The following is a 21,390-nucleotide window of genomic DNA, read 5'->3' as shown; positions in this document are numbered from 1 at the left end:
GGTGCTGATGTGGATACAATTTACGTGATTAAGTGGCGGCGAGCCATGGAAAATTCCTATAATTACGGATCCGTCGTCAAGTTCAGCCAGGGGAATGTGCAATTTTCAAATATTCTAATGAGTCCTGGTGACGCGATTCACACTTGGTCATCTGAAAGTAACTTTGAAGGAAAACACTGGGTGCCAGAATTACCACTATTGTATAGCGGTAAAAAATATGCGATTAAGCTAAATTTTACCGCTGAACCGGCTGATTCAGTCCATACACGGCTCTCCTTTTTCGATGAAAAACACGAATTGATCAGCAGCACGGTTTTTAAGGAAAAAAGTGGGACTTTCACATATCCACGTGCCGCCCGTAGTTACGAAATTAGTCTCGTTAATATGAATAGTAAAAATCTGATGTTTTTACAGTTGACACTTGGTTTAGCGGCCATTTTTCCACGTTTCAAAGAAATGACTGATGAATTGATTGACCTGCATATGATGCAGGCAGAAACGACCACTGCGACGAATGATTGGTCGTTAAAAGTTGTTGATAAGGGTGCTAGTGATGTGATTTCCAATATGTATTACGGTGTCAACACGACGACGATTGGTGTGCTTGGTGTTACGATAGCCAAAGTTAAAACACTTACAGATGTAGAGACAAAGCGCCTAGCGGAAAAGGTTAGTCTGCAAATTAGGGATTTACTGGGACAGAACTGTCATCGGTGTACATTATCAGTAACAGAGTCAGTTGTGCAGACGGTGCCTAGTTTTGTGCAGGCACTGCAAGTACAGTTGCAGAAAGTGGGGAAGCGTGCATGATATTTTTTGTTAATGAAGCGATGGGAATTGGTAATTCAGGGGTAGAACATGCTGAGTTTTATCGAGCGAAGTTATTTCGTCGGAGTCAGCGCCCCTTCAAATTTTTATTCACTGGCTTAATTGAAGAACAGCATGAAGCGATGGATAAGTGGCACTTGGCGGAAGATGAAATTGTTAATATGTGGGAATATTTCGTATTTGGTGATCGTTATGGTCGTTTTGGATCAGATCATCGGGTAACGAAAACGAGTCGAACAATCGTTGACGGCACGCAAACAACCCGGATGATTTCAACGGTCACGGTGTCTGGTATGAGAATCGTCAAATACATGGTTAAATTTCCCAATCCTGATAAGGAGGGGATGTTACTGGTTAGCACCAATCGGATTGAATTATTTGATGATGCTACTGGCGAACAAAAAGCCAGTTATGAACTGTTAACAATGCATAAACGAGTTCAGCTACGAAACATTCATCTCTTTCATCAAGGTACGAAAGACGCGCATTTATTCTTTGCGAATGCTGTTCAATTGCACGCTCATTTCTTCAAAGCAATGGATCGTTTATTCAATGGGCATAGTACTTTTATCATTGACCGTGGTTAGGAATCCTCAGTTGCTTTAATGACGCAACAGATTAAGGACGCTAAGTTAGTCGGGGTTATCCATGCCGACCATCTAGCTAATCGTGATGATCCAACAGAACCACTGTGGAACAATTATTATGAGTATGAGCTGGATAATATTAATCAATTGCAGGCGTTGGTAGTTGCCACCAAACTACAAAAACAGGATCTGTTGCAGGATTTCCCATATAACGGCAACAAAATTTGGGCAATCCCCGTTGGTGGGTTACCAGACGAAGTGGCGTTTGAAGGACGGTCGCAGTTTAATGTGCCATTGCGTTTGATTACAATGTCACGTTTAGCCAGTGAGAAACATATTGATTTAGCAGTTCGAGCTGTAATTAAACTGCACGACGCTGGTAGCGCAGTGACGTTAGATATCTTTGGTGGTGGTGGTGAACAAGGGAAATTGGCGACACTGATCAAAGATGGTCATGCAGAGGACTATATCTTCTTAAAAGGGGCCACCAGTGAACCAGCCAAAGCGTATCAGGATCATGATGCGTTTATCTCTGCCTCCTTTTCTGAAGGCTTTGGGCTAACGTACATTGAAGCGTTAGCAGCTGGATTGCCGGTCGTTACTTTTAGAGCGCGTTTTGGTGCAATTGAGTTGTTTGCTGATGAGAAGACGGGCTTTTTACAGGACTTTAAACGTGGCGATGATGACTTTAATGTCGATCAGCTGGTTGAAGGAATCAAACGACTACAAACGGCTGATTTGGCAACATTACAGGAAAATATCACAGCATCTTTGAATGACTATAAGGATGGCCATATTGCAGCGCAATGGGGGAGGTTACTTGATGAACTATGAATTAGTGAGCGTGTTACGACCAGGGGATGCCAATTGGCTGAAGCAAAAGGCACGGTTAAACGAAAATGAGGGCACACTAATCACATTAGCGCCGGATCCGTTTTATTTGCAAAAGCGTGAAACTGATTGCGCGAATATGATTAATTTAGTTGATTATGTAACCAAACGTACCTATCACCCGGAAAAGCATCTGTTCTTTAGTAAAGTCCCAACGGTAACTGGGTCTGATATCTTTCTAGAGGAAGATGGGACAGTCTCCGTGATTGCAAATGGCGAAACGATTGGACAAGTTAGCTTGTTTCCAAATACCCGGCGCCTTGTACAAAGCATTGTGTATTTTAATTCAGATGGTACGCGTGATTTTATGGAAGAGTACACCTTTGATGGACAGTTGTTCAGTCGTCTTTTTTACTACGAAAATGCTGTTCAACAAATCTGTTTTTTCAATGACCAACAGCGCGTCGTACTGCGGTTTTACTTTTATCAAGGCGTCATTAATTTGGTGACTGTTGAAGATCCGCAAACGCAGGAAATTACTGAACAATTTGATTCGATCACTGATTTTTACAAAGCTCAGGTGGCTAAAATTGTCACAACGGCGGATACAGTGGGAATCTCGTATCTTGGCATGGAGCTAGACGCCTTGCAGGAAACGCAGTCGGATAACCGCTTTTATCTAGAAGAAAAGCCTGTGGATGATCAGGGCAATATGCTTGGTAATTTACAGCTGATTTTAACCAATCAAATTACCTCCGTTAAAGAAGTTGTGATTGATGAAGAATGGCGTGATGTTATTGCGAAAACTGGCGTTGATCAAAAGAAGATTATTTGGACTAATGGCAATTAACAGTTGCTTGAATAAAGGCAGAATGCGCTGTGATGAAGCACAACTGCAGTCAGTGCAAAGAATCTCAACAACTGAGTTTCAATAGCGGAAACGTGCGTCAAAAGTCAAGTCTTGCTTGCTACTTTCCGATTTTTGTCTCACGCTCATGCAAATAAATATCTTTGCTGATCGGACATTTTCGTAATGAAAGTCTAATTGAATCGTTAAGAGCGTAATTCTGGATTTAAAGCGTACAGTGCTGTTTTCAACTGAGTAGACCTAAGGAGAAAAAGATGTTTTTTGTAACGCAACTACGTCAATTAAAAGCACGGGATGCAACTTTAAAACCAAAGGAAGACTTCACTTTAGCCTTATCCGAACTTGGTTTTGCAACGTTAGGAATTGAACGATACGATACGACTGGTTTGACGGAAAAGGAAAAAAATGAACGTATCGCCGGTCAAGTCGGGGGTGTTTCCGGTGGCGATGTTGTCGTTTATCAATATCCCAACTATATGTGGGCCGTTTATGAAACTGAGATGATTCGCCAAATGAAGTCACGTGGTGCAACTGTGATTGGGATGATTCATGATGTCGATTATTTACGCTTTGAAGCGTTCGGAAAAGCTTCGGATATCGTTTTGTTCAATGAAATGGACGCCTTAATTGTGTTGAGTAAGAAAATGCGCACACAGTTGGCCGCAGATGGTGTAACTGTCCCAATGATTGTTCGTGGACCATGGGACTACTTCATTAACGTGCCATTACCAGACCGACATTTTTCAACAACGATTAGCTATGCCGGTAATCTTGAGGCAACTAAGGCTGGCTTTCTGGATACCTTTCCGGCCGATTTACACTTAGAGCTTTATGGTGTTGGCTTGGATGAAACACGGACTTTACCGGACTCGGTTACCTATCAAGGTTCACAGGACCCTGACATGTTGTCAAGTGTGTTAGCAGATGGCTTCGGGTTGGTCTGGGATGGTAATACCAGTGAGACGATTGCTGGTAATTATGGTGATTATCTAACTTATAACTTATCGCATAAGCTAAGCTTGTACTTGGGATCAGGGCTGCCAGTGATTATTAATGAGCAGGATAGCTGTGCTGAATTTGTTCGCCAGAATAAACTTGGAATCGTCGTTAAATCGTTGACAGAGTTACCGGATGTTTTTGCAGGGTTGGATGAAAAACGTTACGGAGAATTACTGGCTAATGTTAATAAAGTCGGTAACTTAATCAAGCATGGTCGATTTGCACAGATGGCTGTTTTGGCAGCCTTAAGAACCTTAAACTTGCAGTATGATGATAGCTTTTCATAAGCGGCTTAGGTTCGGGATTGAGTGTAAAGGTGAGAAGTAATGGTTGAAAAAAACATAATTTTAGCGGAATTTTTTAATGGCAAACCAGATGTTTTACATGATCAGCAAAATATTAATGCAGATATAAATGCGATTGCGAAGACTTTAGTGCAGTCAGCTGAGCGCTTTGATTTATCTGTCCATCTATTAACGGACGCTGACTTTATTTCTAAAATGCCAAATTTAATAATGCATAAAGTTGACCTGTTTCAACATTATCCAGATATTTCGTTATACATGGAACGGTTGGAGCCAACGTTTGACTTCCTAATGGCCCATCCAGAAGTTGAGAAAGCTGCCTTGGTAGACGTTGGCGACGTTGAACTGCTGAACTATCCTTTTGATGAAATTGAAGCTGACAAACTGTACATCGGTAATGAAAATGGGACAGTCGGTAGCGTTCCAATTGTCACAAGTGGGCCGATGCCTCAGTATGCACAGGAATTTTTTCTGCAACATATGAATGTGCCGTTAGTAAATCCGGGTGTGATTGTTGGCACACGAGCGGTATTACTAGAGTTTATTGGCAAGATAGCTACCTTAATTGCTAAGTCACAGCTGGAATTAGCACAAGATAAGCCGGATGCCTCCTTAGGCGTCTATGAAATGATGATTGTGAACTATGTCGCCTATCGTTATTTTGCTGAGCGGATGGTGCAAGGACTCAAAGTGAACAGTACTTTTCAGTTTTACAATCACAATGTGAGTTCATGGTTTAGACATAAGTAGGAGATTGGCAAAAATGAATGTTTTTCAGCAAATTGGTAATCGAGCCTGGATTTTCGAATCTGGCAGTGATTATGTACATAATCTAACGCAGACCCCAATGGGTGGTTTGGGGATTTTAGCAATCAAGTTTGAGGCTAACGGTGACATATCGTTTCCTTCTACGATGGGATTTTTGCCGAATGAAATGCGCTTTTGGTCATTTGATGAGCAGACACAGTCGGTCTTGTTAATGGATCAAAATCACGCACAAACATTGGCAGTGTCATTACCACGATTAGATGGACCGGTTATTTTACGAATGGATTTTCATGATGGATCGACAGGCTTTTTGTATTCGCATCCAGCCATCGAGTCGCGAGTTGTAAATGTTAAACAGCTTTTTGAAGCGGATATGAACAAGGTTTACGTCACTGATGAAGTGGCAGATACAACCTTCTTTGAAGCATTTTTAACTGAGAATGGTGCAGCCCGACCTAGTATTCATCAAGCATTGATCAGTGGCTATTCTGTTAAGCAACTGGAAGCTGGTGTCAAGGACCAAGCCGGGTTAGAAGCGTTACAAAATTATTTATTAACACATACGGCGATTGATGTCGTCGTGGTGCAGCTTGGCAATGCAGTACCGACATCAGAATTGCTGACATCGGTGCAGTCGACAAACGTTTATGTTGATCAAAATAATGAATTTTTAGGCGGTAGTCGGACGGACATCCTTAATTTGTGCAGTTATGCTTTATTGGCTAGTTATCACGCTGAATTAATGGGGCATGAGTTTGATTTCAAAGAAAGTCTGCCAGAATTGTTGCAGTCCTTCAGCGTCAAGAAACTGCACTAAAAATTTAATTTTATGAGGGCTATAACCAGTATGAAAGTTGTTCAAATCGCGCCCAAGTTAATTGAACAACGCATTAATGATGAAGAAAATTTTACACGCAACGTCACGATTGGTAACGATGTAGGTGCCGATCGGAATGTTTTATTTAAATCAGGCATTTCAGTTGACAAACTTTATCTAATTGAACATGTCAGTGTTATCGCACTTGATATTGCTGAATGCGTGTAAATGTTAAAAATGTCGCATTTAAAATGGCGAAAATATTAAAAATAAATTTGACTGTTACCATTTAACACGATTATAATTGTTCTATCGTTTTTTCAAACGAAGATGATAAAAATCGTTATATATAGGGAGAATCCCCGAAAGACATGGTGCTTTTTACACTGTTATTTGGGGGTCACGTAGGAGGATTCTTGTGGATACAAAGTCAAAGGACACGGCTTTCTTCGGTCAACCCCGAGGACTAGCTACGCTGTTCTTCACTGAAATGTGGGAACGGTTCAGTTACTATGGCATGCGTGCCATTTTGCTGTTTTATATGTATTTTGCCATTGATAAGGGTGGACTAGGTTTCAACCAAGTTACTGCTACTTCTATCATGGCCATTTATGGCTCACTGGTTTACTTATCCAGTGTGTTAGGTGGTTTCTTGAGTGACCGGGTTCTAGGGCCTCGCCGGACTGTGTTCATTGGTGGTGTCTTCATCATGTTTGGACACATTGCATTGGCTGTACCAGCTGGTGCAAGTGCGTTATTTGCCTCAATTGGTTTGATCGTTATCGGGACTGGTTTATTGAAACCAAACGTTTCCGAAATGGTTGGTTCATTATATACAACTGAAGATAAGCGGCGCGATGCCGGGTTTAACATCTTCGTGTTTGGGATCAACATGGGTAGTTTAGTTTCACCAATCATCGTCGGAACTTTGGGGATGAAGGTTAACTTCCACCTCGGGTTCTCACTAGCTGCCATCGGGATGTTCTTCGGTTTATTACAGTACTGGATCGATGGTCGTAAGTACCTTAGCAAAGATGGTTTATACCCATCTGACCCAATCGAACGTGATGACGTGAAGCCATTAGTCATTCGTTGGGGACTTGGTATCGTTGCCCTACTCTTGGTTTTGACGTTGATGGGTTTGATGGATGCATTGAACCTGAAGAACATTATCTTATTGATTAGTATTATTGCGATTGCAACACCGGTTGTGTACTTTGTGTTGATGCTTTCAAGTCGTAAGGTAACCACGAATGAACGTCGCCACGTTGCTGCATATGTACCATTATTCATTGCTGCAATGTTGTTTTGGGCAATTGAAGAACAAGGCTCAGTTGTGTTGGCATTGTTTGCCCAACAACGGACTGTTTTGACAATCGGTTCTTGGACGATGCCAGCGGCCTACTTCCAATTCTTAAACCCAATGTTCATTATGCTTTACACACCATTCTTTGCCATTTTATGGACTCGCTTAGGTAAGCGGCAACCAAGTACGACGACCAAGTTTGCTTATGGACTTGTGATTGCTGGGGTTTCATACTTATTCATGGCCTTACCAGGCTGGTTGAATGGGACTTCTGGTCGTGTTTCAATGTGGTGGTTAATTGGTAGTTGGGCAATTATCGAAGTTGCTGAATTATTGATTTCACCAATCGGTTTGTCTGTAACCACGCGTTTGGCACCAAAGGCTTTCCGCTCACAGATGATGAGTATGTGGTTCTTAGCTGATGCTGCTGGACAAGCAGTTAACGCCCAGATCGTACAATTCTACACATCTAAAACCGAAGTAGGATACTTCTTCGCAATTGGTGCGGTTAGTGTCGTATTGGGGCTCGTGCTCTTCTTATTCAGAAAACAGATCTTTGGATTGATGAAGGATGTCGAGATTGCTGAAAGTTAATCTGATTGAAGTAAAGCATTACATGCTACGGTATCGTGGCGTGTAATGCTTTTTTGTTTGGTGTAAGATGTGATTAATGAAAGGGCTTTAACTGAAACCGATTTCTCTTACTGTACGATTTCACCCTATATTAAAGAGACGAGAAATAAAATGAAAAGATCAGTAATGTACACATATAACCGAGGTTTTGAGAATTTGGTCTTGGTGTCAGTGGAGTCATTAATTCAGCATTATGAATCTCCCGATGATTTACAAATTTGGATATTTGAGGCAAATGATAGTGTTTCTATCGTTTCTGATGCTATTTCCAAGTTGCCAGAGTTAAATGGGAAGCCACAAATCTCAGTGTCAATGTGGCGGCATCCTGACTGGACTGAGGAAATTAGTAACAACGTATCAAACCGTTTTCCTAGCATCACGCTCTGGCGTCTCGGATTACCGTTTACGTTCACTGAGTGTGATCAAATTTTATATCTAGATGCTGACACGTTAATTTATGACGATATTTCTAAACTTTTTGATCTTGTAGATCCAAATGTGCCAGTCGCTGGCGTTCATGATACCTTTCACTATTTGAACGCAGCAGCTGGACTTAATGTAGAAAATAATGAAAATTATGTTAATTCTGGCGTGTTAGTGTTCAACGTGCAAAAGTATAATGAATGCTGGAGTATAGATGAATTCTTGAAGACCGTTGCTGAAGATGATTTAGGTGGTTTTCCGGATCAGGACTTGGTTAATAAACAGTTTAAAAATCAAATTCAACAGTTACCGATGGCGTACAATCTGCAACAAAATAATGCCTTTTTAGATGGGATAACGAATCCGCCGGTAAAAGAGCACGATCGTGAACTATTAGTTGAGGCAGACAAGAATGTAAAAATTAAACACTATCTATTTCCTGGAAAGCCGAATCTTTCGTTAATTAGCGCAGACCATGATAAGTATCGTGAAGATTGGTGGGCCACTGCACGGTTGGTTCAGACTTTATACGGCGCATAGACATTCACTGTCTAAATGGTGATGGTAAGCCTAATGCTTTCTTTTCCTGTGTTACAAAAGCAATTTCACCGGCTACTTCTTCTTTCACAGCAACGCTACTGTACCGATCAATTTTAAAATCAACTTCCTGCATATTTTCACGTAACTGTTGTTGCTGACGCGCAATTTTTTCTTTGTGTGCCAGCAACAACAGTTTTCTTTTTTCAATTGTGCTGGTGCCTTGCATGCAAAGGGTGATGTAGTGACGAATGTCTTTGATAGGCATCCCCGTATTCTTAAGACAGCATATCGTGTGAATGAAATTTAAATCGGATTGGGTGAAAACCCGATAACCGGCTTCGTTTTTGGCAACAAAGGGTAACAGGCCTTGTTTGTCGTAGTAGTGAATGGTGGAAATGGTTAGGTCGAATCGTTCGGCGACTTCTTTAATCGTATAGGTTTGGGTCATTTTAATTTCCTCAAAATTCATCGTTGCTATAAACCTAGGTTTAGGGTTTATCATCATGATAATCATTTATAACAAAAAGACAAGTGTGAGGATAAATTCATGGCTGAAAAGGTATTAGTAACAGGTGGTACGGGCTTCTTGGGATCACAGCTGATTTTGCAATTGTTACAGCGTGGTGCTGATGTGCGGACGACGGTGCGCTCTTTAGCTAAAAAAGAGGGTTTGATTAAGACACTACAGGACAACGGGATTCAAAATACCGACCAACTATCCTTTGCTGTCGCTGATTTATCAAGTGACGATGGTTGGGATGCAGCGATGGCTGATCGTGAGTATGTTTTTAGTGTGGCGTCGCCAGTCTTCTTTGAAGAACCAAAGAGTGAGGAAGCCGCGATTCGTCCAGCAGTTGATGGCATTTCGCGTGTACTGCAAGCGGCTTTGCGCAATCACGTAAAGCGGGTAGTGATGACCTCAAACTTCGGTGCTGTTGGTTTCAGTAAGCACCGGGGTGCTGATCAGGTGACGACCGAGGCTGATTGGACCGATCCAGAAGTACCTGGTTTGTCGATTTATGAAAAATCAAAGCTACTGGCTGAAAAGGCAGCTTGGCAATTGATGGACGCACATAAAGATGAAATGAGCTTTGCCACAGTGAACCCTGTCGCAATCTTTGGTCCATCGTTGAATGAACATATTTCTGGTAGTTTTATGTTGATCGAGAATTTAGTGAACGGTTCAATGCAGCGGATTCCGAATTTGCCGTTAAACGTTGTCGATGTTCGGGACGTCGCTGATATTCATATTCGTGCAATGTTTACACCGGCGGCGGCCGGTAAACGGTTCATTGCGAGTGCTGACGGACAAATATCATTACGCGAAATGGCAGATTTAATTCGGCGGGAACGACCACAAGCGGCAGCAAAAATTACAACTAAGAAGCTGCCAGACTTCGTAATTGATTTAGGGGCACCGTTTAATGCGCAGGCGAAGGCTGGAAAGCTGATGAAAAATATGAATCGCAATGTTGCAAATGACCAAGCAAAGACGATTTTAGGTTGGCGGCCACGATCAACTTCTAAGGAGACTGTGCTAGCAGCGGTTGATTCGATGCTGCAATACGATTTAATTAAGTAGTTTTTCATGGGCGTTTATTCTATAGTTGATTTAACCTTAACAATTAAGTGAGCTAGATGAATGAATAAGACACGCCTTGAAGCATTTACCGATGCGATGATTGCCATCGCTGCTACCATTATGGTATTGGAACTACGCCCCCCCAGAGCAAAATACACTGGTGTCACTGTTTAGTGAGTGGCCAGTGTTTTTTGCGTACGTAGTTAGTTTCGGGCTAATTTATATGGCATGGTATGCACATCACAATACGTTTAAGCAAGCGGCAAACATTACACAAACGGCCTTTTTATGGAATGGTGTCTGGCTATTCTTTTTAACGCTGGTGCCATTCATTACAAATTGGGTCGGGAAAAGTCCTAATAACCAACTGGCAGAGCTTGTGTACGTGATTGTGCAGTTTGCCTGGGTGCTGACCTACAATATTTTAAATGGACAGGTGCAGCGAGATAATCCTGACATGCCAATTGTTTTGCCGTATACACCAGGATGGCGCACAATGTTTGGCGGTGGATTTTTGGTTGCTGCTGTTAGTACACTACTAGTTCCAATTTTAGGGTTGATCCTAACCGGCGTTGTCAGTATCTGGTCCTTTATTCAACTGTTTAAGACGTATCATTAAGGAGGCTCACATGGTAAAAGTAGCTATTACAAGCGATAATCACTTTGATGTGAACCAGTTGGATAGTGGTGAACTGTTAAAGCAACAGGCGATGGTACTCGCTGATCGACATGTTGATTATTATTTAATTGCCGGGGACACCTTCAACGATTTCGAAAAGACGGTGGCGTATGTGGACGCTTTGCAGAAAGAGCTTGGCACAGTAACAAAGGTCTTCTTCTTAGCCGGCAATCATGATATGGCAAAAGGCGTTTCCTATGAAGAATTGGAAACACCGATCAATGCACATTATTTGCACAACCGGTATGTTGATTTACCTGGAACAGACTGGCGCATTATTGGCAATAACGGTTGGTACGACTACACCTTTGCTGAACAGCTTTTTGACCAGCTCAGTGAGGCAGATTTTGCTACGTGGAAGCGTGCTTATTGGTATGATGGTGTTATCAAACAACCGATGAGTGATCCAGAGCGTGAAGATATCGTGCTGGCACAAACGGCCACACAATTGTTGGCAGCAAATACGGCTGGCAAACGGATTCTGTACGTGACACACTTTGTGCCGCGGGCTGACTATATTCGTATCACCGATGATAATCGCTTTCGTAACATGGCGAATGCGCTACTGGGTAGTCGGCGTTTAGGGGATGTTCTTAGCAAGGGTGGCGTGACCTACGCACAGTTTGGTCATCTGCACATTAAGCCAGCGCCACGATTGCTAGATGGTGTGACTTATTTCAATCAGTCGGTCGGATACTTCACTCACCGAATTACAGAATGGGAGCATCATGACTTTATGGATGAATGGATTAATCGTCTCCGGATTCTTGATTTACAATAATCAATATAGGTCTTGAATTTATGACAACGGTTCGTTAAAATATAACAGTTGTCAGTTTTGGCGGAATAGCGAAGTGGCTAAACGCAGCGGTCTGTAAAACCGCCCCGAAAGGTTCGTTGGTTCGAATCCAACTTCCGCCATTTATTGGGATATAGCCAAGTGGTAAGGCAATGGACTTTGACTCCATCATGCGCTGGTTCGAATCCAGCTATCCCAGTTATATTAATTGGGACGGAACCCTTTAAGGCTATACGAAGTAGAAATAAAATTGCTCACATCTGATTGCTTATCAGGTGTGAGCATTTTTTGCATACAATATGTTTAAAAGCGCAAGTGTGTGTAGTGTTATAATAAAATAATAAAAGCTATGAAAGAGTAAGGGCGTATTGCTATGGATGAGCAGGTTCCACGTCGAGTTGTGCTATATACATATGGACGAAATTATGAGAGCTTATTGATTGTTTCATTAGAGTCACTGATTAAAAATTATCAGTCTAGTAACCCGTTAACAATCTGGATTTTTGAAGAAAATAATTCTTCATCACCGGTGACTGATTTATTGCCACAGTTGCCATCTTTAAATGATAAGCCCCAAATAAGCATTGCATTATGGGCGCGTCCTGACTGGACTTCTCAAATCAACCGCAATGTTTCAAATCGTTTCCCAGGGATTACCTTGTGGCGATTAGGTATTCCATTTACATTTAAGGAATGCGACCAAATCTTGTATTTAGACACAGATACATTGATCTATGGTGATGTTAACGAACTGTTTGATCTCGTCGACCAAAACGTTCCTGTGGCTGGTGTGCCAGACACATTTCATTATTTAAACGGTGCGGCTGGGATTGATGTGGCGGAAAACGTTGGCTACGTCAATTCTGGTGTGCTAGTTTTTAATGTGCAAAAGTATAACGAAGCTTGGAGCTTAAATGAATTTTTGAAAGCTGTTGCTGAGACTGACTTAGGCGGATTTCCTGACCAAGGATTGATTAACAAACAATTTAAGGGGCAAATTCAACAACTGCCGATGGCATATAATTTTCAACAAAATAATGATTTTTTGAATATTGAACGGAATCCACCGCTGCAGAATCGCGATCGGATGCTGCTTGAGGATGCCGATCGAAATGTTAAAATAAAACACTTCTTACCGGCACTTAAGCCTAATTCCTTAATTACACCGGATCATGATAAGTATTATCGAGATTGGTGGCAGATGGCGCAAACGGTTCAGAAGCTTTATGGTGAATTGTAAAAAATCAAACGGTGAAGTAACGTTTCGATTAGCCTCAGTATGGCGTCAGCACATTATTTTGCTTTAACTTAAGTACTAGAAATTTACTGTTAGAAGATAAACGCATTGATTGCTGAAGGGACGAAGATAATGGCCATATTTACACTTCGTTTTAATGGTTCCGCACAACCCGGTTTTCCATATTGGGATTCTGGCGCGTCTGGAAAGTATCGTTTTGATCGTGAACGTTTTGCTGTCGAAATTGGGGCATCCTACATGGACGCCTTTATTTATGAATGGAATGATGAACCAGCAGATATGTTGAATTCACGTTTAGCCGGCATTACTAGTGGTTTAAAGAAAAACGATGCTGTTCTGGTTGACTGGCCGTTTCCTAATCAAGGGACACGTTGGGTACAGGCACTGTTTGATAATATTCACGCGTTCGGTGCCAAAATTGTGATTGTTATTGATGATCTGTATAGCCTAAGAATGGATAGTAAGCTACCAAAATTGGGTGATGAGGATGGTCTTCAAAGGTATTTGGCAGATAACCTGATATCTGATGAGGTTGTTTTGATCTCACAAGCAGATGGGCTAATCGTGCACTCGACGCCAATGTATCAATATCTAAAGCAAGAATTACAATTGGTAAATAAGACAATCACGACGAATGTGGCTGCTTATGGACCTGGCGGAAACAAGAGCGTGCATTTTCAAGGTCGACGTGTATTGAGCGACACGATTGATTACGCAGGAAACTTAAACTTTGCCCAGTTTCTGTATGATTTACCAGAAACTTTTCAGATTAATGTTTTTGGTAATCGTGAGTCCGACAATAAATTAGCGGATCATACCAACATTAACATGCATCCTTATGTGGATCCTGAGGCAATCAATCATTTATTGAGTGGCTCATTCGGTCTTGTTTGGAATTCAACGACGTATCCATTTGCAACAGGGAACATTGCTGAATATACGAAGTACAATACTGAAGCCAAATTAAGTATGTATTTGGCAGCAGACGAACCAGTAATCGTTTGGTCACAGGCATCCTTTGCGAAATTCGTGGCGGATAATCAGGTTGGAATTGTAATCGATGATCTTTCACAGCTGCCGGACAAGCTTGCCCAAATCACAGCTGCTGATTATGATGCGTTGATTGATAATGTCCAGCGAATCAGTCCACAAATTCGCAGTGGCTTCTTCTTTAAAAAAGCGGTTTTCGATGTACTTGGAAAAATTTACGACTTTTCTGATTCAACTGCGGTCTCAACGCACGACGAATAAAGCCTACTCATCTAGCGAGTAGGTTTTTTTCTTTGTCCAAAATGTGGTGAGCGGTCTTGTTTGTCTCCGGCAAAATAATTTGATACACTGCAGATACGAACATATGTTTGATTTTAAAAAAGGTAATACTAATGACAGAAGAAACATCTTTATTTGAACAAAATGATGCCAATCAACCGTTGGCAAGCCGCATGCGGCCACGCACATTAGCTGAGTTTGTCGGACAAGAGCAGTTAATTGGTCCAGGCAAAGTGTTACGACAGCTGATTGATGACGACGCAATCTCATCCATGATCTTTTGGGGGCCACCTGGTGTCGGGAAGACGACCTTGGCGCGCATTATTGCGACAAAAACTCAGGCACGCTTTTTAACATTTAGTGCAGTTACCAGTGGTATTAAAGAAATTCGTCAGGTGATGGAAACAGCTGAGGCGAATCGTGCGCTTGGTGAGCGGACGATTGTTTTTGTGGACGAAATTCACCGCTTCAATAAAGCTCAGCAGGATGCCTTTTTACCGTTTGTTGAAAAAGGCAGTATCACGTTAATTGGCGCGACAACGGAAAATCCTTCGTTTGAGATTAACGCGGCTTTGTTGTCACGGATGAAGGTATTTGTGATGCAACAATTGACACAGGCTGACCTAGAATCATTACTTCACCAAGTACTTACTGATGAACGCGGTTTTGGGACGCAACAGGTGCAGATTGAACCAACAACGATAGGTGCCATTGCCGACTTTGCGAATGGTGATGCGCGGATTGCATTGAACACGCTGGAAATGGCGGTGATCAATGGTCAGCGCGTTAATGAGGTCACCACGGTTGATCAAAGTGATGTGAAACAGCTCGTGTCACGTAAATCGTTGTTGTATGACAAGCGTGGCGATGAACATTACAACATTATTTCTGCGTTGCATAAATCGATGCGTAACTCAGATGTCGATGCCGCACTTTACTGGCTGTCGCGGATGCTTGAGGGTGGCGAAGACCCGTTATATGTCGCGAGACGTTTAATTCGTTTTGCCAGTGAGGACGTTGGTATGGCGGATTCACGTGCTTTAGAAATTACCGTGGCAGCTTATCAGGCAGCGCATATGATTGGCATGCCAGAATGCTCGGTGAACTTGGCACAGGCGGTGACGTACTTAGCGTTAGCACCCAAGTCCAACGCCATTTACACGGCATATAGTGCGGCTAAAGAAGATGCCTTGCACACCTTGGCAGAACCGGTTCCGTTGCAGATCCGGAATGCGCCAACTAAGTTAATGGAAGATTTGCATTACGGTGAAGGTTATCAGTATGCACATGATACAAAAGACAAAATAACTACTTTACAGACGATGCCGGATAATCTTGTTGGTCATGAATATTACCACCCAACGATGGAAGGATCCGAGCAGCGCGTGACTAAACGCATGGAACAAATTAAAGAATGGCACCGGCAACATGATGGAAATGACTAAATAAGCGTTTTCAAGCTGGTCTAAAAGCTCTATAATTACCGCAAGATTTAGCTAAATGAAATGAGGCGGTCACATGAAGCAAAAAGTGTTAGCAACGGATATCTTCGACCTTATCGCGGTCAGTCAACCAGTCGCAACAAGTACGGCAGTCTTTTACTTAACGACGCAAATGCGTGCGCAACAAGACGATTACGCAACGACAATCATGCGCTTGGATCGAGAGACGCGGTTAACGACACAATGGGGAACGCTATCTGGACAGGATAAACAGTTAGCCTTAACTGATGACCAACAGTGGGTAACTTTTACGAGCCTTGATGCCCATCAGGTTCGCCAAGTTTATCGCCAATCGTTATCAGGTGGATCACCAGAACAAGTGACCGTAGCTGAGACCAGTGTTTTGAGCTATGTGACTAACGCTGATGCCACGATTGTGTACTATCAAGTTGACCGACCATTAATGGATAATATAGATGACGACCGACCTAAATTAGTGACCTACACGCATGCTACTTATAAAGATAATCATCTCGGCTACTTTGCTGAGAACGTGTCTCACGAAATCTTCGCGCAAATTGTTGGTAATGATGATGCGCAGTCTGTCTATCAAAATACTGAACGTTTCACGCTAGGACCACTTAGTCACGATGGGGCATTATTGGCCTTTAGTACGGCTGGTCAGCCCAAAGAAGAAACTGATTTTAGTGTTGCCACTTGGACATTGAAAATTGCGACAGGTGAACGCACCCGTGTCACGGCCAGCACAGCTACCGCAGCATTAACACCGGTTGCCTTCAGTGCTGACGACAGTCGCCTATTAGTCGTTGGGTCGACGAATGCGATTCCTAATGTGACCGCACCGCATTTGTATTGCTATGATGTTTTACAAAGGTCATTAACTGATTTGACACCAAATCGTGATGTGATCGTCGGGGATGCAGTGCTCAGCGCAGATGCACAACAAAATTTGCGAGGTCAAGCAGCTGCATTTATTGATAATGACACGGTGGTGTATCAACAGTTGACTGAAGGAACCATGCGCCTGATGACAGTTGATTTAACAACACAAAAGTCTCAGGTGTTAGTTGATGGACAACAGCACATCACTGATTTTATGGTGACACCAGATGGTCAGCAAGTGATTTATACAAAATCTAGTTGGCTTAATGTTGCCGCTATTGAAGCTGTTCAGATTGAGACCAGAGCGGTTACGCCGGTCAGCAATCCAAATGAAGCTTATGAAGAGGCACATGCCTTAGTGGATCCAACCCGTTTTACCTTTAAGGGTGAAGCAGATGTAGTCGTTCACGGCTGGTATCTACCACCTGTCGATACTAAACAGCTTACACAGTACCCAGTGATGCTATATATTCATGGTGGCCCAGGTGCGAACTATGGAGAAAGTTTCTTCCATGAATTACAAGTTTACGCCAGTGCTGGTTACGGGGTTATTGCCATTAATCCACGTGGTTCGACCTCCTATGGAGAAGATTTCCGACATGCAGTGATTGGGCATTATGGGCAGGGCGACTACACAGATCTGATGGACGGTTTGGATTATGTGCTCAGTCAAGACCCTAAAATCGACCAGAATCATCAATATGTGACTGGTGGTTCATATGGTGGTTATATGACTAACTGGATTGAAGGGCATACTGATCGTTTCAAGGCTGCCGTTACACAGCGTTCAATTGCTAACTGGATTAGCATGTTTGGAACAAGTGACATTGGGTATTCATTCTTGCCATGGGAATTAACTGGCAATCAAACAATGTCTGTCACCGATACGACGCCATTATGGGACGCATCACCATTAAAGTTTGTGCAGAATGTTAAAACACCGACCTTAGTTTTGCACAGTGAACGCGATTTCCGTTGCCCAATTGGCCAAGGAGAAGAGTGGTTTACGTCGTTACGTCTAAATGGTGTTGAGGCAAAGATGGTCCGTTTTCCAGGTGAAAATCATGGTCTATCTCGAAATGGAAAACCAAGTTTGCGAGTGGAACGAATCCGCCAAATTCAAGACTGGTTTACGACGCACTGCTAGGAGGCAGTTAAATGACACAGCTTTATTATGATACGGTGCCGTTTGAGGATGGTTTGCTACAGCTATTGGCATCGTCAAAGGGAATCGTCTTTATCGGCTCACCGAATGAATCAGTGAGTGAGGCGAATACGTACATCGATGATCCGCTGGCGGTTGCTAATGCCATTAAAGATACATCAATAACGGAACCATACATTAAATTGCTGACACAGTACTTATCCGGTCAAACGACTGACTTTGATACGATTCGGATTGACAACTTAACGGTTGGTACACAGCTCCAGCGGGATGTGTGGACAGCCTTACGGATGATTCCCTACGGCATGACCTGTGACTACAGCACCATTGCCCAGAATATTGGTAAACCGACTGCGATTCGTGCAGTAGCGAGTGCAGTTGCCAAAAATCCGGTCCTGATTGTGACCCCTTGTCATCGTGTCATTCGTAAGGATGGTGGTATGGGCGGCTATCGTGGTGGTCTACCAATGAAAAAAGCGTTGCTAAAATTAGAACAACGGGATTAATTGCGGATATGTGACACCGTAATTGCAAAATTGGTCTATATCATGTACATTCTTATTAGATAGTGTTTACAGATAATATTAGTTTTAAAGCATTCATTGGAGGATAAGAACATGCAACTTGGCTTTATCGGTGTTGGTGGCATGGCACAGGCAATCATCAAAGGGCTGCTTGCAAAAAATGAATTAGCACCTGACGAGATCGTTGTTCATAGTGCGCATCCAGCGCATTACGAACAATTTGCGCAGGCAACAGGCGTCGTAGCTGCTAAGACGAATCAAGAAGTCGTTGCCAACAGTGACTTTGTTGTGTTAGCGGTGACACCAAACGTAGCTGTAGATGTTTTAAAAGATATTCGTGAAGATCTAAACGCCGAACAAAAAACGCTCATTTCGATTGTGGCTGGTTTAAGTTTGGAAAGGATGGCTGAAGTCGCCGGGTATGAACTGCCAATTTTACGGACGTTGCCCAACTTGAATGTGGCAATTGGTGTCGGGATGACAGCCATTGCCGCTAACGATTATCTGACGGGTGCCAAGCTAGCAGATGCAAAGGGCTTGTTTGATGCAATTGGTAGTACGACTGAATTACCAGAAGCCAACTTCAGCACCTTTTCAGCACTGGCAGGTAGTTCACCTGCATACATCTACTTGTTTATCGATGCGTTAGCTCGCGCTGGTGTGAAGCACGGTTTGAGTAAAGATGACGCAACCAAAATCGCAGCGACCGTAACCGCTGGATCAGCACAGATGGTCTTACAATCTGACGAGGTTCCATTTGCTCTGATCGATCAGGTTTCCTCACCGGGTGGTTCGACCGTTGCTGGCTTATTGGCAATGGAAGAGGCTGGCTTTATGACGGCGGTGGTTAAGGGAATTGATGCTACCATCGAGCGTGACCAGGCCTAAGTTCCGTTATGGAAAGCATTGCGTCAGTGGTCTATACCAGCTATACTAGAAAGCGTAACCAAACGAACTTTTTCATTTGAGGAGGAAGATTCAATGAGTACGGTTTTAAAGCACGCAATTATTTATACGGGTGAAGAAAAGATTGATGACGGATATGTCCGTTTTGGCAAGACAATCGAAGCAGTTGGATCAATGAACGAGTATGTGGCTGAACCGGATGACGATGTTGAATTTGTCAGTGGCAAGATGATTGTCCCTGGTTTTATTGACGTTCACAGTCATGGTGGCTACAGCTTTGATTCCATGGATGGTGATCCCGATCAGATCAATGAAATGGTCAACGACATGATTCATGAAGGAATCACGACCATTTTCCCAACGACCATGACCCAATCTACAGAACATTTGGATCACGCTATGTCAGGAATTGCGAAAGCCGCAGATGAAAACCCTGTGATTCAAGGGGTTCACTTGGAAGGCCCATTCATTTCTGCAACGTATAAGGGTGCTCAACCTGAACAGTACATCACTGATCCGAATGTGGACTTGTTAGATAACTGGAACAAACTATCCGGTAATCGTGTTCGTTTGATTACTTACGCACCAGAAGATCCTGGTTCGCGTGATTTTGAAAAATATTGTTTAAGTCACAACATCGTGCCTTCAGTTGGGCACAGTAATGCAACACGTGAACAAATGTTGGCCTCAAAGGCAACTCACGTAACCCACTTGTACAACGCACAACGTGAATTTAAGCACCGTGAACCCGGTGTTACTGGGCATGCAATGTTGGAAGATAACATGTACTGTGAATTAATCTGTGATGGCTTCCATATCGTGCCTGACATGATCAAGTTGGCATATGAACAAAAAGGCGCTTCACGTATCGATTTGGTGACCGATTCAATGCGTGCCAAAGGGATGCCTGAAGGTGTCAGTGAACTTGGTGGGCAAAAGGTAATCGTTAAGGACAAGCAAGCACGGCTTGAATCAGGGAATTTAGCTGGCTCAGTATTACGGTATGACGATGCCTTTCGGAACATCCAGTTCTTTACCGGTTGTGGCATTGAAGAAGCTGTTCAAATGTCATCTGTTAACCAAGCTGAAGAATTTGGTTTGACGAGTAAAGGTGTTTTACAAGCCGGCAAAGACGCTGACTTTAACGTGATGGATCGTAGTCAAAACCTTGAACGGACATATAGCTATGGCCGTCGGTTTGACGATAAATAACTTACATTAGGAAATCAGGGATAAACTATGGCTTCTCCAATTTACATCCAAATTCATAATCGGTTACGCAAAACGGTCGAGGACGGACAGTGGCAAATTGGCGACAAAATTCCGTCAGAACGTGAACTTGCTGTTCAGTTTGGCGTGAGTCGGATGACGCTTCGTCAGGCAGTGCAAACACTGGTTGAAGAAGGGCTTCTAGAACGCCGTGTTGGTGCTGGTACCTATGTTGCTAATCGTAAGGTGCAGGAACGTATGTCTGGTGTGACCAGTTTTACGGAATTGATGGAACAAGCTGGTAAGGTACCGTCTTCACGGACAGTGTCTTACCACATCACCACACCTTCATTGTCAGAAAGTGAAAAATTACAACTGACAAGTGATGAACAAGTGCTACGAATGGAGCGGATTCGGTTTGGGAATGATGAACCAATTTGTTTTGAAGTGGCCACGGTTCCTGAACGATTAATTCGTAAGTTTTCTAAAGAGGATGTTACGAACTCACTTTACCGAGTACTTGAAGATGAGGCCGGTTTAAAGGTCGGTCATGCACAACAAACCGTTTCTGCAATGACTGCCAGTGAACGTGTCTCAGAATATTTGAACATCAAACGTAACGATCCGCTATTGCGATTACGTCAACTATCCTTTTTGGATGATGGCACACCGTTTGAATATGTGCGGACACAGTATGTCGGTAATCGATTTGAGTTTTATCTAGAACGATAGATCAATGAAATAGTGAT

The 21,390-nt window shown here is 42.8% G+C and carries 23 protein-coding genes and 2 tRNA genes; 24 read left to right on the top strand and 1 reads right to left on the bottom strand.

The features are described 5' to 3' along the window. Positions 1-9: 9 nt before the first annotated feature. The 10 genes from asp3 (at position 10) to IV55_RS09075 (ending at position 8,905) form a co-directional block, all read left to right on the top strand. On the top strand, positions 10-810 hold the full coding sequence (gene asp3 / locus IV55_RS09115; RefSeq protein ID WP_057811490.1) for an accessory Sec system protein Asp3: 801 nt from the start codon (positions 10-12) through the stop codon (positions 808-810). Then, positions 807-1,415 (top strand): hypothetical protein, encoded by a 609-nt coding sequence (locus IV55_RS10585; RefSeq protein ID WP_225425856.1) that lies wholly within the window; start codon positions 807-809, stop codon positions 1,413-1,415. Before asp3 ends, IV55_RS10585 begins: the two co-directional genes overlap by 4 nt. 18 nt (positions 1,416-1,433) lie before the next feature. Next, positions 1,434-2,249, top strand: coding sequence for a glycosyltransferase (locus IV55_RS10580; RefSeq protein WP_225425857.1), 816 nt, complete (start codon positions 1,434-1,436; stop codon positions 2,247-2,249). Next, positions 2,239-3,096 (top strand): hypothetical protein, encoded by an 858-nt coding sequence (locus IV55_RS09105; protein ID WP_057811488.1) that lies wholly within the window; start codon positions 2,239-2,241, stop codon positions 3,094-3,096. The genes IV55_RS10580 and IV55_RS09105 overlap by 11 nt, the downstream gene beginning before the upstream one ends. 272 nt (positions 3,097-3,368) lie before the next feature. Beyond that, complete coding sequence (locus tag IV55_RS09100; protein WP_057811486.1) at positions 3,369-4,400, top strand: glycosyltransferase; 1,032 nt, start codon at positions 3,369-3,371, stop codon at positions 4,398-4,400. Between the two features lie 39 nt (positions 4,401-4,439). Then, entirely contained in the window at positions 4,440-5,168 is a 729-nt protein-coding gene (locus IV55_RS09095) for a hypothetical protein (RefSeq protein WP_057811485.1), read from the top strand. 13 nt (positions 5,169-5,181) lie between these two features. Continuing rightward, positions 5,182-6,003, top strand: coding sequence for a hypothetical protein (locus tag IV55_RS09090; RefSeq protein WP_057811483.1), 822 nt, complete (start codon positions 5,182-5,184; stop codon positions 6,001-6,003). Positions 6,004-6,033: 30 nt separating this feature from the next. Next, positions 6,034-6,231 carry a hypothetical protein gene (locus IV55_RS09085; RefSeq protein WP_057811481.1) on the top strand — a complete coding sequence of 66 codons (198 nt, stop codon included), beginning with the start codon at positions 6,034-6,036 and terminating at the stop codon, positions 6,229-6,231. Positions 6,232-6,421: 190 nt separating this feature from the next. Beyond that, positions 6,422-7,903, top strand: a complete 1,482-nt coding sequence (locus IV55_RS09080; protein ID WP_057811478.1) for a peptide MFS transporter — start codon at positions 6,422-6,424, stop codon at positions 7,901-7,903. A gap of 150 nt (positions 7,904-8,053) precedes the next feature. After that, positions 8,054-8,905, top strand: coding sequence for a glycosyltransferase (locus tag IV55_RS09075; protein ID WP_083484009.1), 852 nt, complete (start codon positions 8,054-8,056; stop codon positions 8,903-8,905). Between the two features lie 4 nt (positions 8,906-8,909). Here IV55_RS09075 and IV55_RS09070 read toward each other — a convergent pair whose 3' ends face one another. Further along, positions 8,910-9,353 carry a MerR family transcriptional regulator gene (locus tag IV55_RS09070; protein ID WP_057811473.1) on the bottom strand — a complete coding sequence of 148 codons (444 nt, stop codon included), beginning with the start codon at positions 9,351-9,353 and terminating at the stop codon, positions 8,910-8,912. 99 nt (positions 9,354-9,452) lie between these two features. Between IV55_RS09070 and IV55_RS09065 the strand changes: the two genes are divergently transcribed. From IV55_RS09065 to IV55_RS09005, 14 genes are all read left to right on the top strand, one after another. After that, positions 9,453-10,487 (top strand): SDR family oxidoreductase, encoded by a 1,035-nt coding sequence (locus tag IV55_RS09065; RefSeq protein ID WP_057811470.1) that lies wholly within the window; start codon positions 9,453-9,455, stop codon positions 10,485-10,487. A gap of 60 nt (positions 10,488-10,547) precedes the next feature. Continuing rightward, a complete protein-coding gene (locus tag IV55_RS10210; RefSeq protein ID WP_083484008.1) occupies positions 10,548-10,661 on the top strand; it encodes a TMEM175 family protein in 114 nt (37 codons plus the stop codon). Next, a complete protein-coding gene (locus IV55_RS09060; protein ID WP_162260746.1) occupies positions 10,648-11,106 on the top strand; it encodes a TMEM175 family protein in 459 nt (152 codons plus the stop codon). The genes IV55_RS10210 and IV55_RS09060 overlap by 14 nt, the downstream gene beginning before the upstream one ends. Before the next feature lie 10 nt (positions 11,107-11,116). Further along, positions 11,117-11,947, top strand: a complete 831-nt coding sequence (locus tag IV55_RS09055; protein WP_057811466.1) for a metallophosphoesterase — start codon at positions 11,117-11,119, stop codon at positions 11,945-11,947. 59 nt (positions 11,948-12,006) lie between these two features. Beyond that, positions 12,007-12,087, top strand: a tRNA-Tyr gene (locus tag IV55_RS09050). 5 nt (positions 12,088-12,092) lie between these two features. Beyond that, a tRNA-Gln gene (locus tag IV55_RS09045) sits at positions 12,093-12,164 on the top strand. Positions 12,165-12,338: 174 nt separating this feature from the next. Next, positions 12,339-13,205, top strand: a complete 867-nt coding sequence (locus IV55_RS09040; protein WP_057811464.1) for a glycosyltransferase — start codon at positions 12,339-12,341, stop codon at positions 13,203-13,205. 129 nt (positions 13,206-13,334) lie between these two features. Further along, the gene (locus tag IV55_RS09035) at positions 13,335-14,474 is read left to right on the top strand and encodes a glycosyltransferase (RefSeq protein ID WP_057811461.1); all 1,140 of its coding nucleotides are present in this window, start codon (positions 13,335-13,337) and stop codon (positions 14,472-14,474) included. 131 nt (positions 14,475-14,605) lie between these two features. After that, entirely contained in the window at positions 14,606-15,937 is a 1,332-nt protein-coding gene (locus tag IV55_RS09030; protein WP_057811459.1) for a replication-associated recombination protein A, read from the top strand. A gap of 73 nt (positions 15,938-16,010) precedes the next feature. Then, positions 16,011-17,984 carry a S9 family peptidase gene (locus tag IV55_RS09025; protein ID WP_057811457.1) on the top strand — a complete coding sequence of 658 codons (1,974 nt, stop codon included), beginning with the start codon at positions 16,011-16,013 and terminating at the stop codon, positions 17,982-17,984. Between the two features lie 11 nt (positions 17,985-17,995). Further along, positions 17,996-18,508: a methylated-DNA--[protein]-cysteine S-methyltransferase gene (locus IV55_RS09020; protein WP_057811455.1), complete on the top strand. Its 513-nt coding sequence runs from the start codon at positions 17,996-17,998 to the stop codon at positions 18,506-18,508. 111 nt (positions 18,509-18,619) lie between these two features. Continuing rightward, complete coding sequence (gene proC, locus IV55_RS09015) at positions 18,620-19,414, top strand: pyrroline-5-carboxylate reductase (protein WP_057811453.1); 795 nt, start codon at positions 18,620-18,622, stop codon at positions 19,412-19,414. 93 nt (positions 19,415-19,507) lie between these two features. Further along, entirely contained in the window at positions 19,508-20,644 is a 1,137-nt protein-coding gene (gene nagA, locus IV55_RS09010) for an N-acetylglucosamine-6-phosphate deacetylase (protein ID WP_057811451.1), read from the top strand. 27 nt (positions 20,645-20,671) lie between these two features. Then, positions 20,672-21,373, top strand: a complete 702-nt coding sequence (locus tag IV55_RS09005; protein ID WP_057811449.1) for a GntR family transcriptional regulator — start codon at positions 20,672-20,674, stop codon at positions 21,371-21,373. The last annotated feature ends 17 nt before the right edge of the window (positions 21,374-21,390 follow it).

Source organism: Furfurilactobacillus siliginis, from assembly GCF_001437435.1.
Taxonomy (GTDB): Bacteria; Bacillota; Bacilli; order Lactobacillales; family Lactobacillaceae; genus Furfurilactobacillus; species Furfurilactobacillus siliginis.
This window is presented reverse-complemented; position numbering and strand designations above follow the sequence as displayed.

Excerpts from the sequence above, each read along its gene's own strand:
- IV55_RS10585 (WP_225425856.1), top strand. The coding sequence starts at position 807 with ATGATATTTTTTGTTAATGAAGCGATGGGAATTGGTAATTCAGGGGTA.
- IV55_RS10580 (WP_225425857.1), top strand. The coding sequence starts at position 1,434 with ATGACGCAACAGATTAAGGACGCTAAGTTAGTCGGGGTTATCCATGCC.
- IV55_RS09105 (WP_057811488.1), top strand. The coding sequence starts at position 2,239 with ATGAACTATGAATTAGTGAGCGTGTTACGACCAGGGGATGCCAATTGG.
- IV55_RS09100 (WP_057811486.1), top strand. The coding sequence starts at position 3,369 with ATGTTTTTTGTAACGCAACTACGTCAATTAAAAGCACGGGATGCAACT.
- IV55_RS09095 (WP_057811485.1), top strand. The coding sequence starts at position 4,440 with ATGGTTGAAAAAAACATAATTTTAGCGGAATTTTTTAATGGCAAACCA.
- IV55_RS09090 (WP_057811483.1), top strand. The coding sequence starts at position 5,182 with ATGAATGTTTTTCAGCAAATTGGTAATCGAGCCTGGATTTTCGAATCT.
- IV55_RS09085 (WP_057811481.1), top strand. The coding sequence starts at position 6,034 with ATGAAAGTTGTTCAAATCGCGCCCAAGTTAATTGAACAACGCATTAAT.
- IV55_RS09075 (WP_083484009.1), top strand. The coding sequence starts at position 8,054 with ATGAAAAGATCAGTAATGTACACATATAACCGAGGTTTTGAGAATTTG.
- IV55_RS09070 (WP_057811473.1), bottom strand. The coding sequence starts at position 9,353 with ATGACCCAAACCTATACGATTAAAGAAGTCGCCGAACGATTCGACCTA.
- IV55_RS09065 (WP_057811470.1), top strand. The coding sequence starts at position 9,453 with ATGGCTGAAAAGGTATTAGTAACAGGTGGTACGGGCTTCTTGGGATCA.
- IV55_RS10210 (WP_083484008.1), top strand. The coding sequence starts at position 10,548 with ATGAATAAGACACGCCTTGAAGCATTTACCGATGCGATGATTGCCATC.
- IV55_RS09055 (WP_057811466.1), top strand. The coding sequence starts at position 11,117 with ATGGTAAAAGTAGCTATTACAAGCGATAATCACTTTGATGTGAACCAG.
- IV55_RS09040 (WP_057811464.1), top strand. The coding sequence starts at position 12,339 with ATGGATGAGCAGGTTCCACGTCGAGTTGTGCTATATACATATGGACGA.
- IV55_RS09035 (WP_057811461.1), top strand. The coding sequence starts at position 13,335 with ATGGCCATATTTACACTTCGTTTTAATGGTTCCGCACAACCCGGTTTT.
- IV55_RS09030 (WP_057811459.1), top strand. The coding sequence starts at position 14,606 with ATGACAGAAGAAACATCTTTATTTGAACAAAATGATGCCAATCAACCG.
- IV55_RS09025 (WP_057811457.1), top strand. The coding sequence starts at position 16,011 with ATGAAGCAAAAAGTGTTAGCAACGGATATCTTCGACCTTATCGCGGTC.
- IV55_RS09020 (WP_057811455.1), top strand. The coding sequence starts at position 17,996 with ATGACACAGCTTTATTATGATACGGTGCCGTTTGAGGATGGTTTGCTA.
- proC (WP_057811453.1), top strand. The coding sequence starts at position 18,620 with ATGCAACTTGGCTTTATCGGTGTTGGTGGCATGGCACAGGCAATCATC.
- nagA (WP_057811451.1), top strand. The coding sequence starts at position 19,508 with ATGAGTACGGTTTTAAAGCACGCAATTATTTATACGGGTGAAGAAAAG.
- IV55_RS09005 (WP_057811449.1), top strand. The coding sequence starts at position 20,672 with ATGGCTTCTCCAATTTACATCCAAATTCATAATCGGTTACGCAAAACG.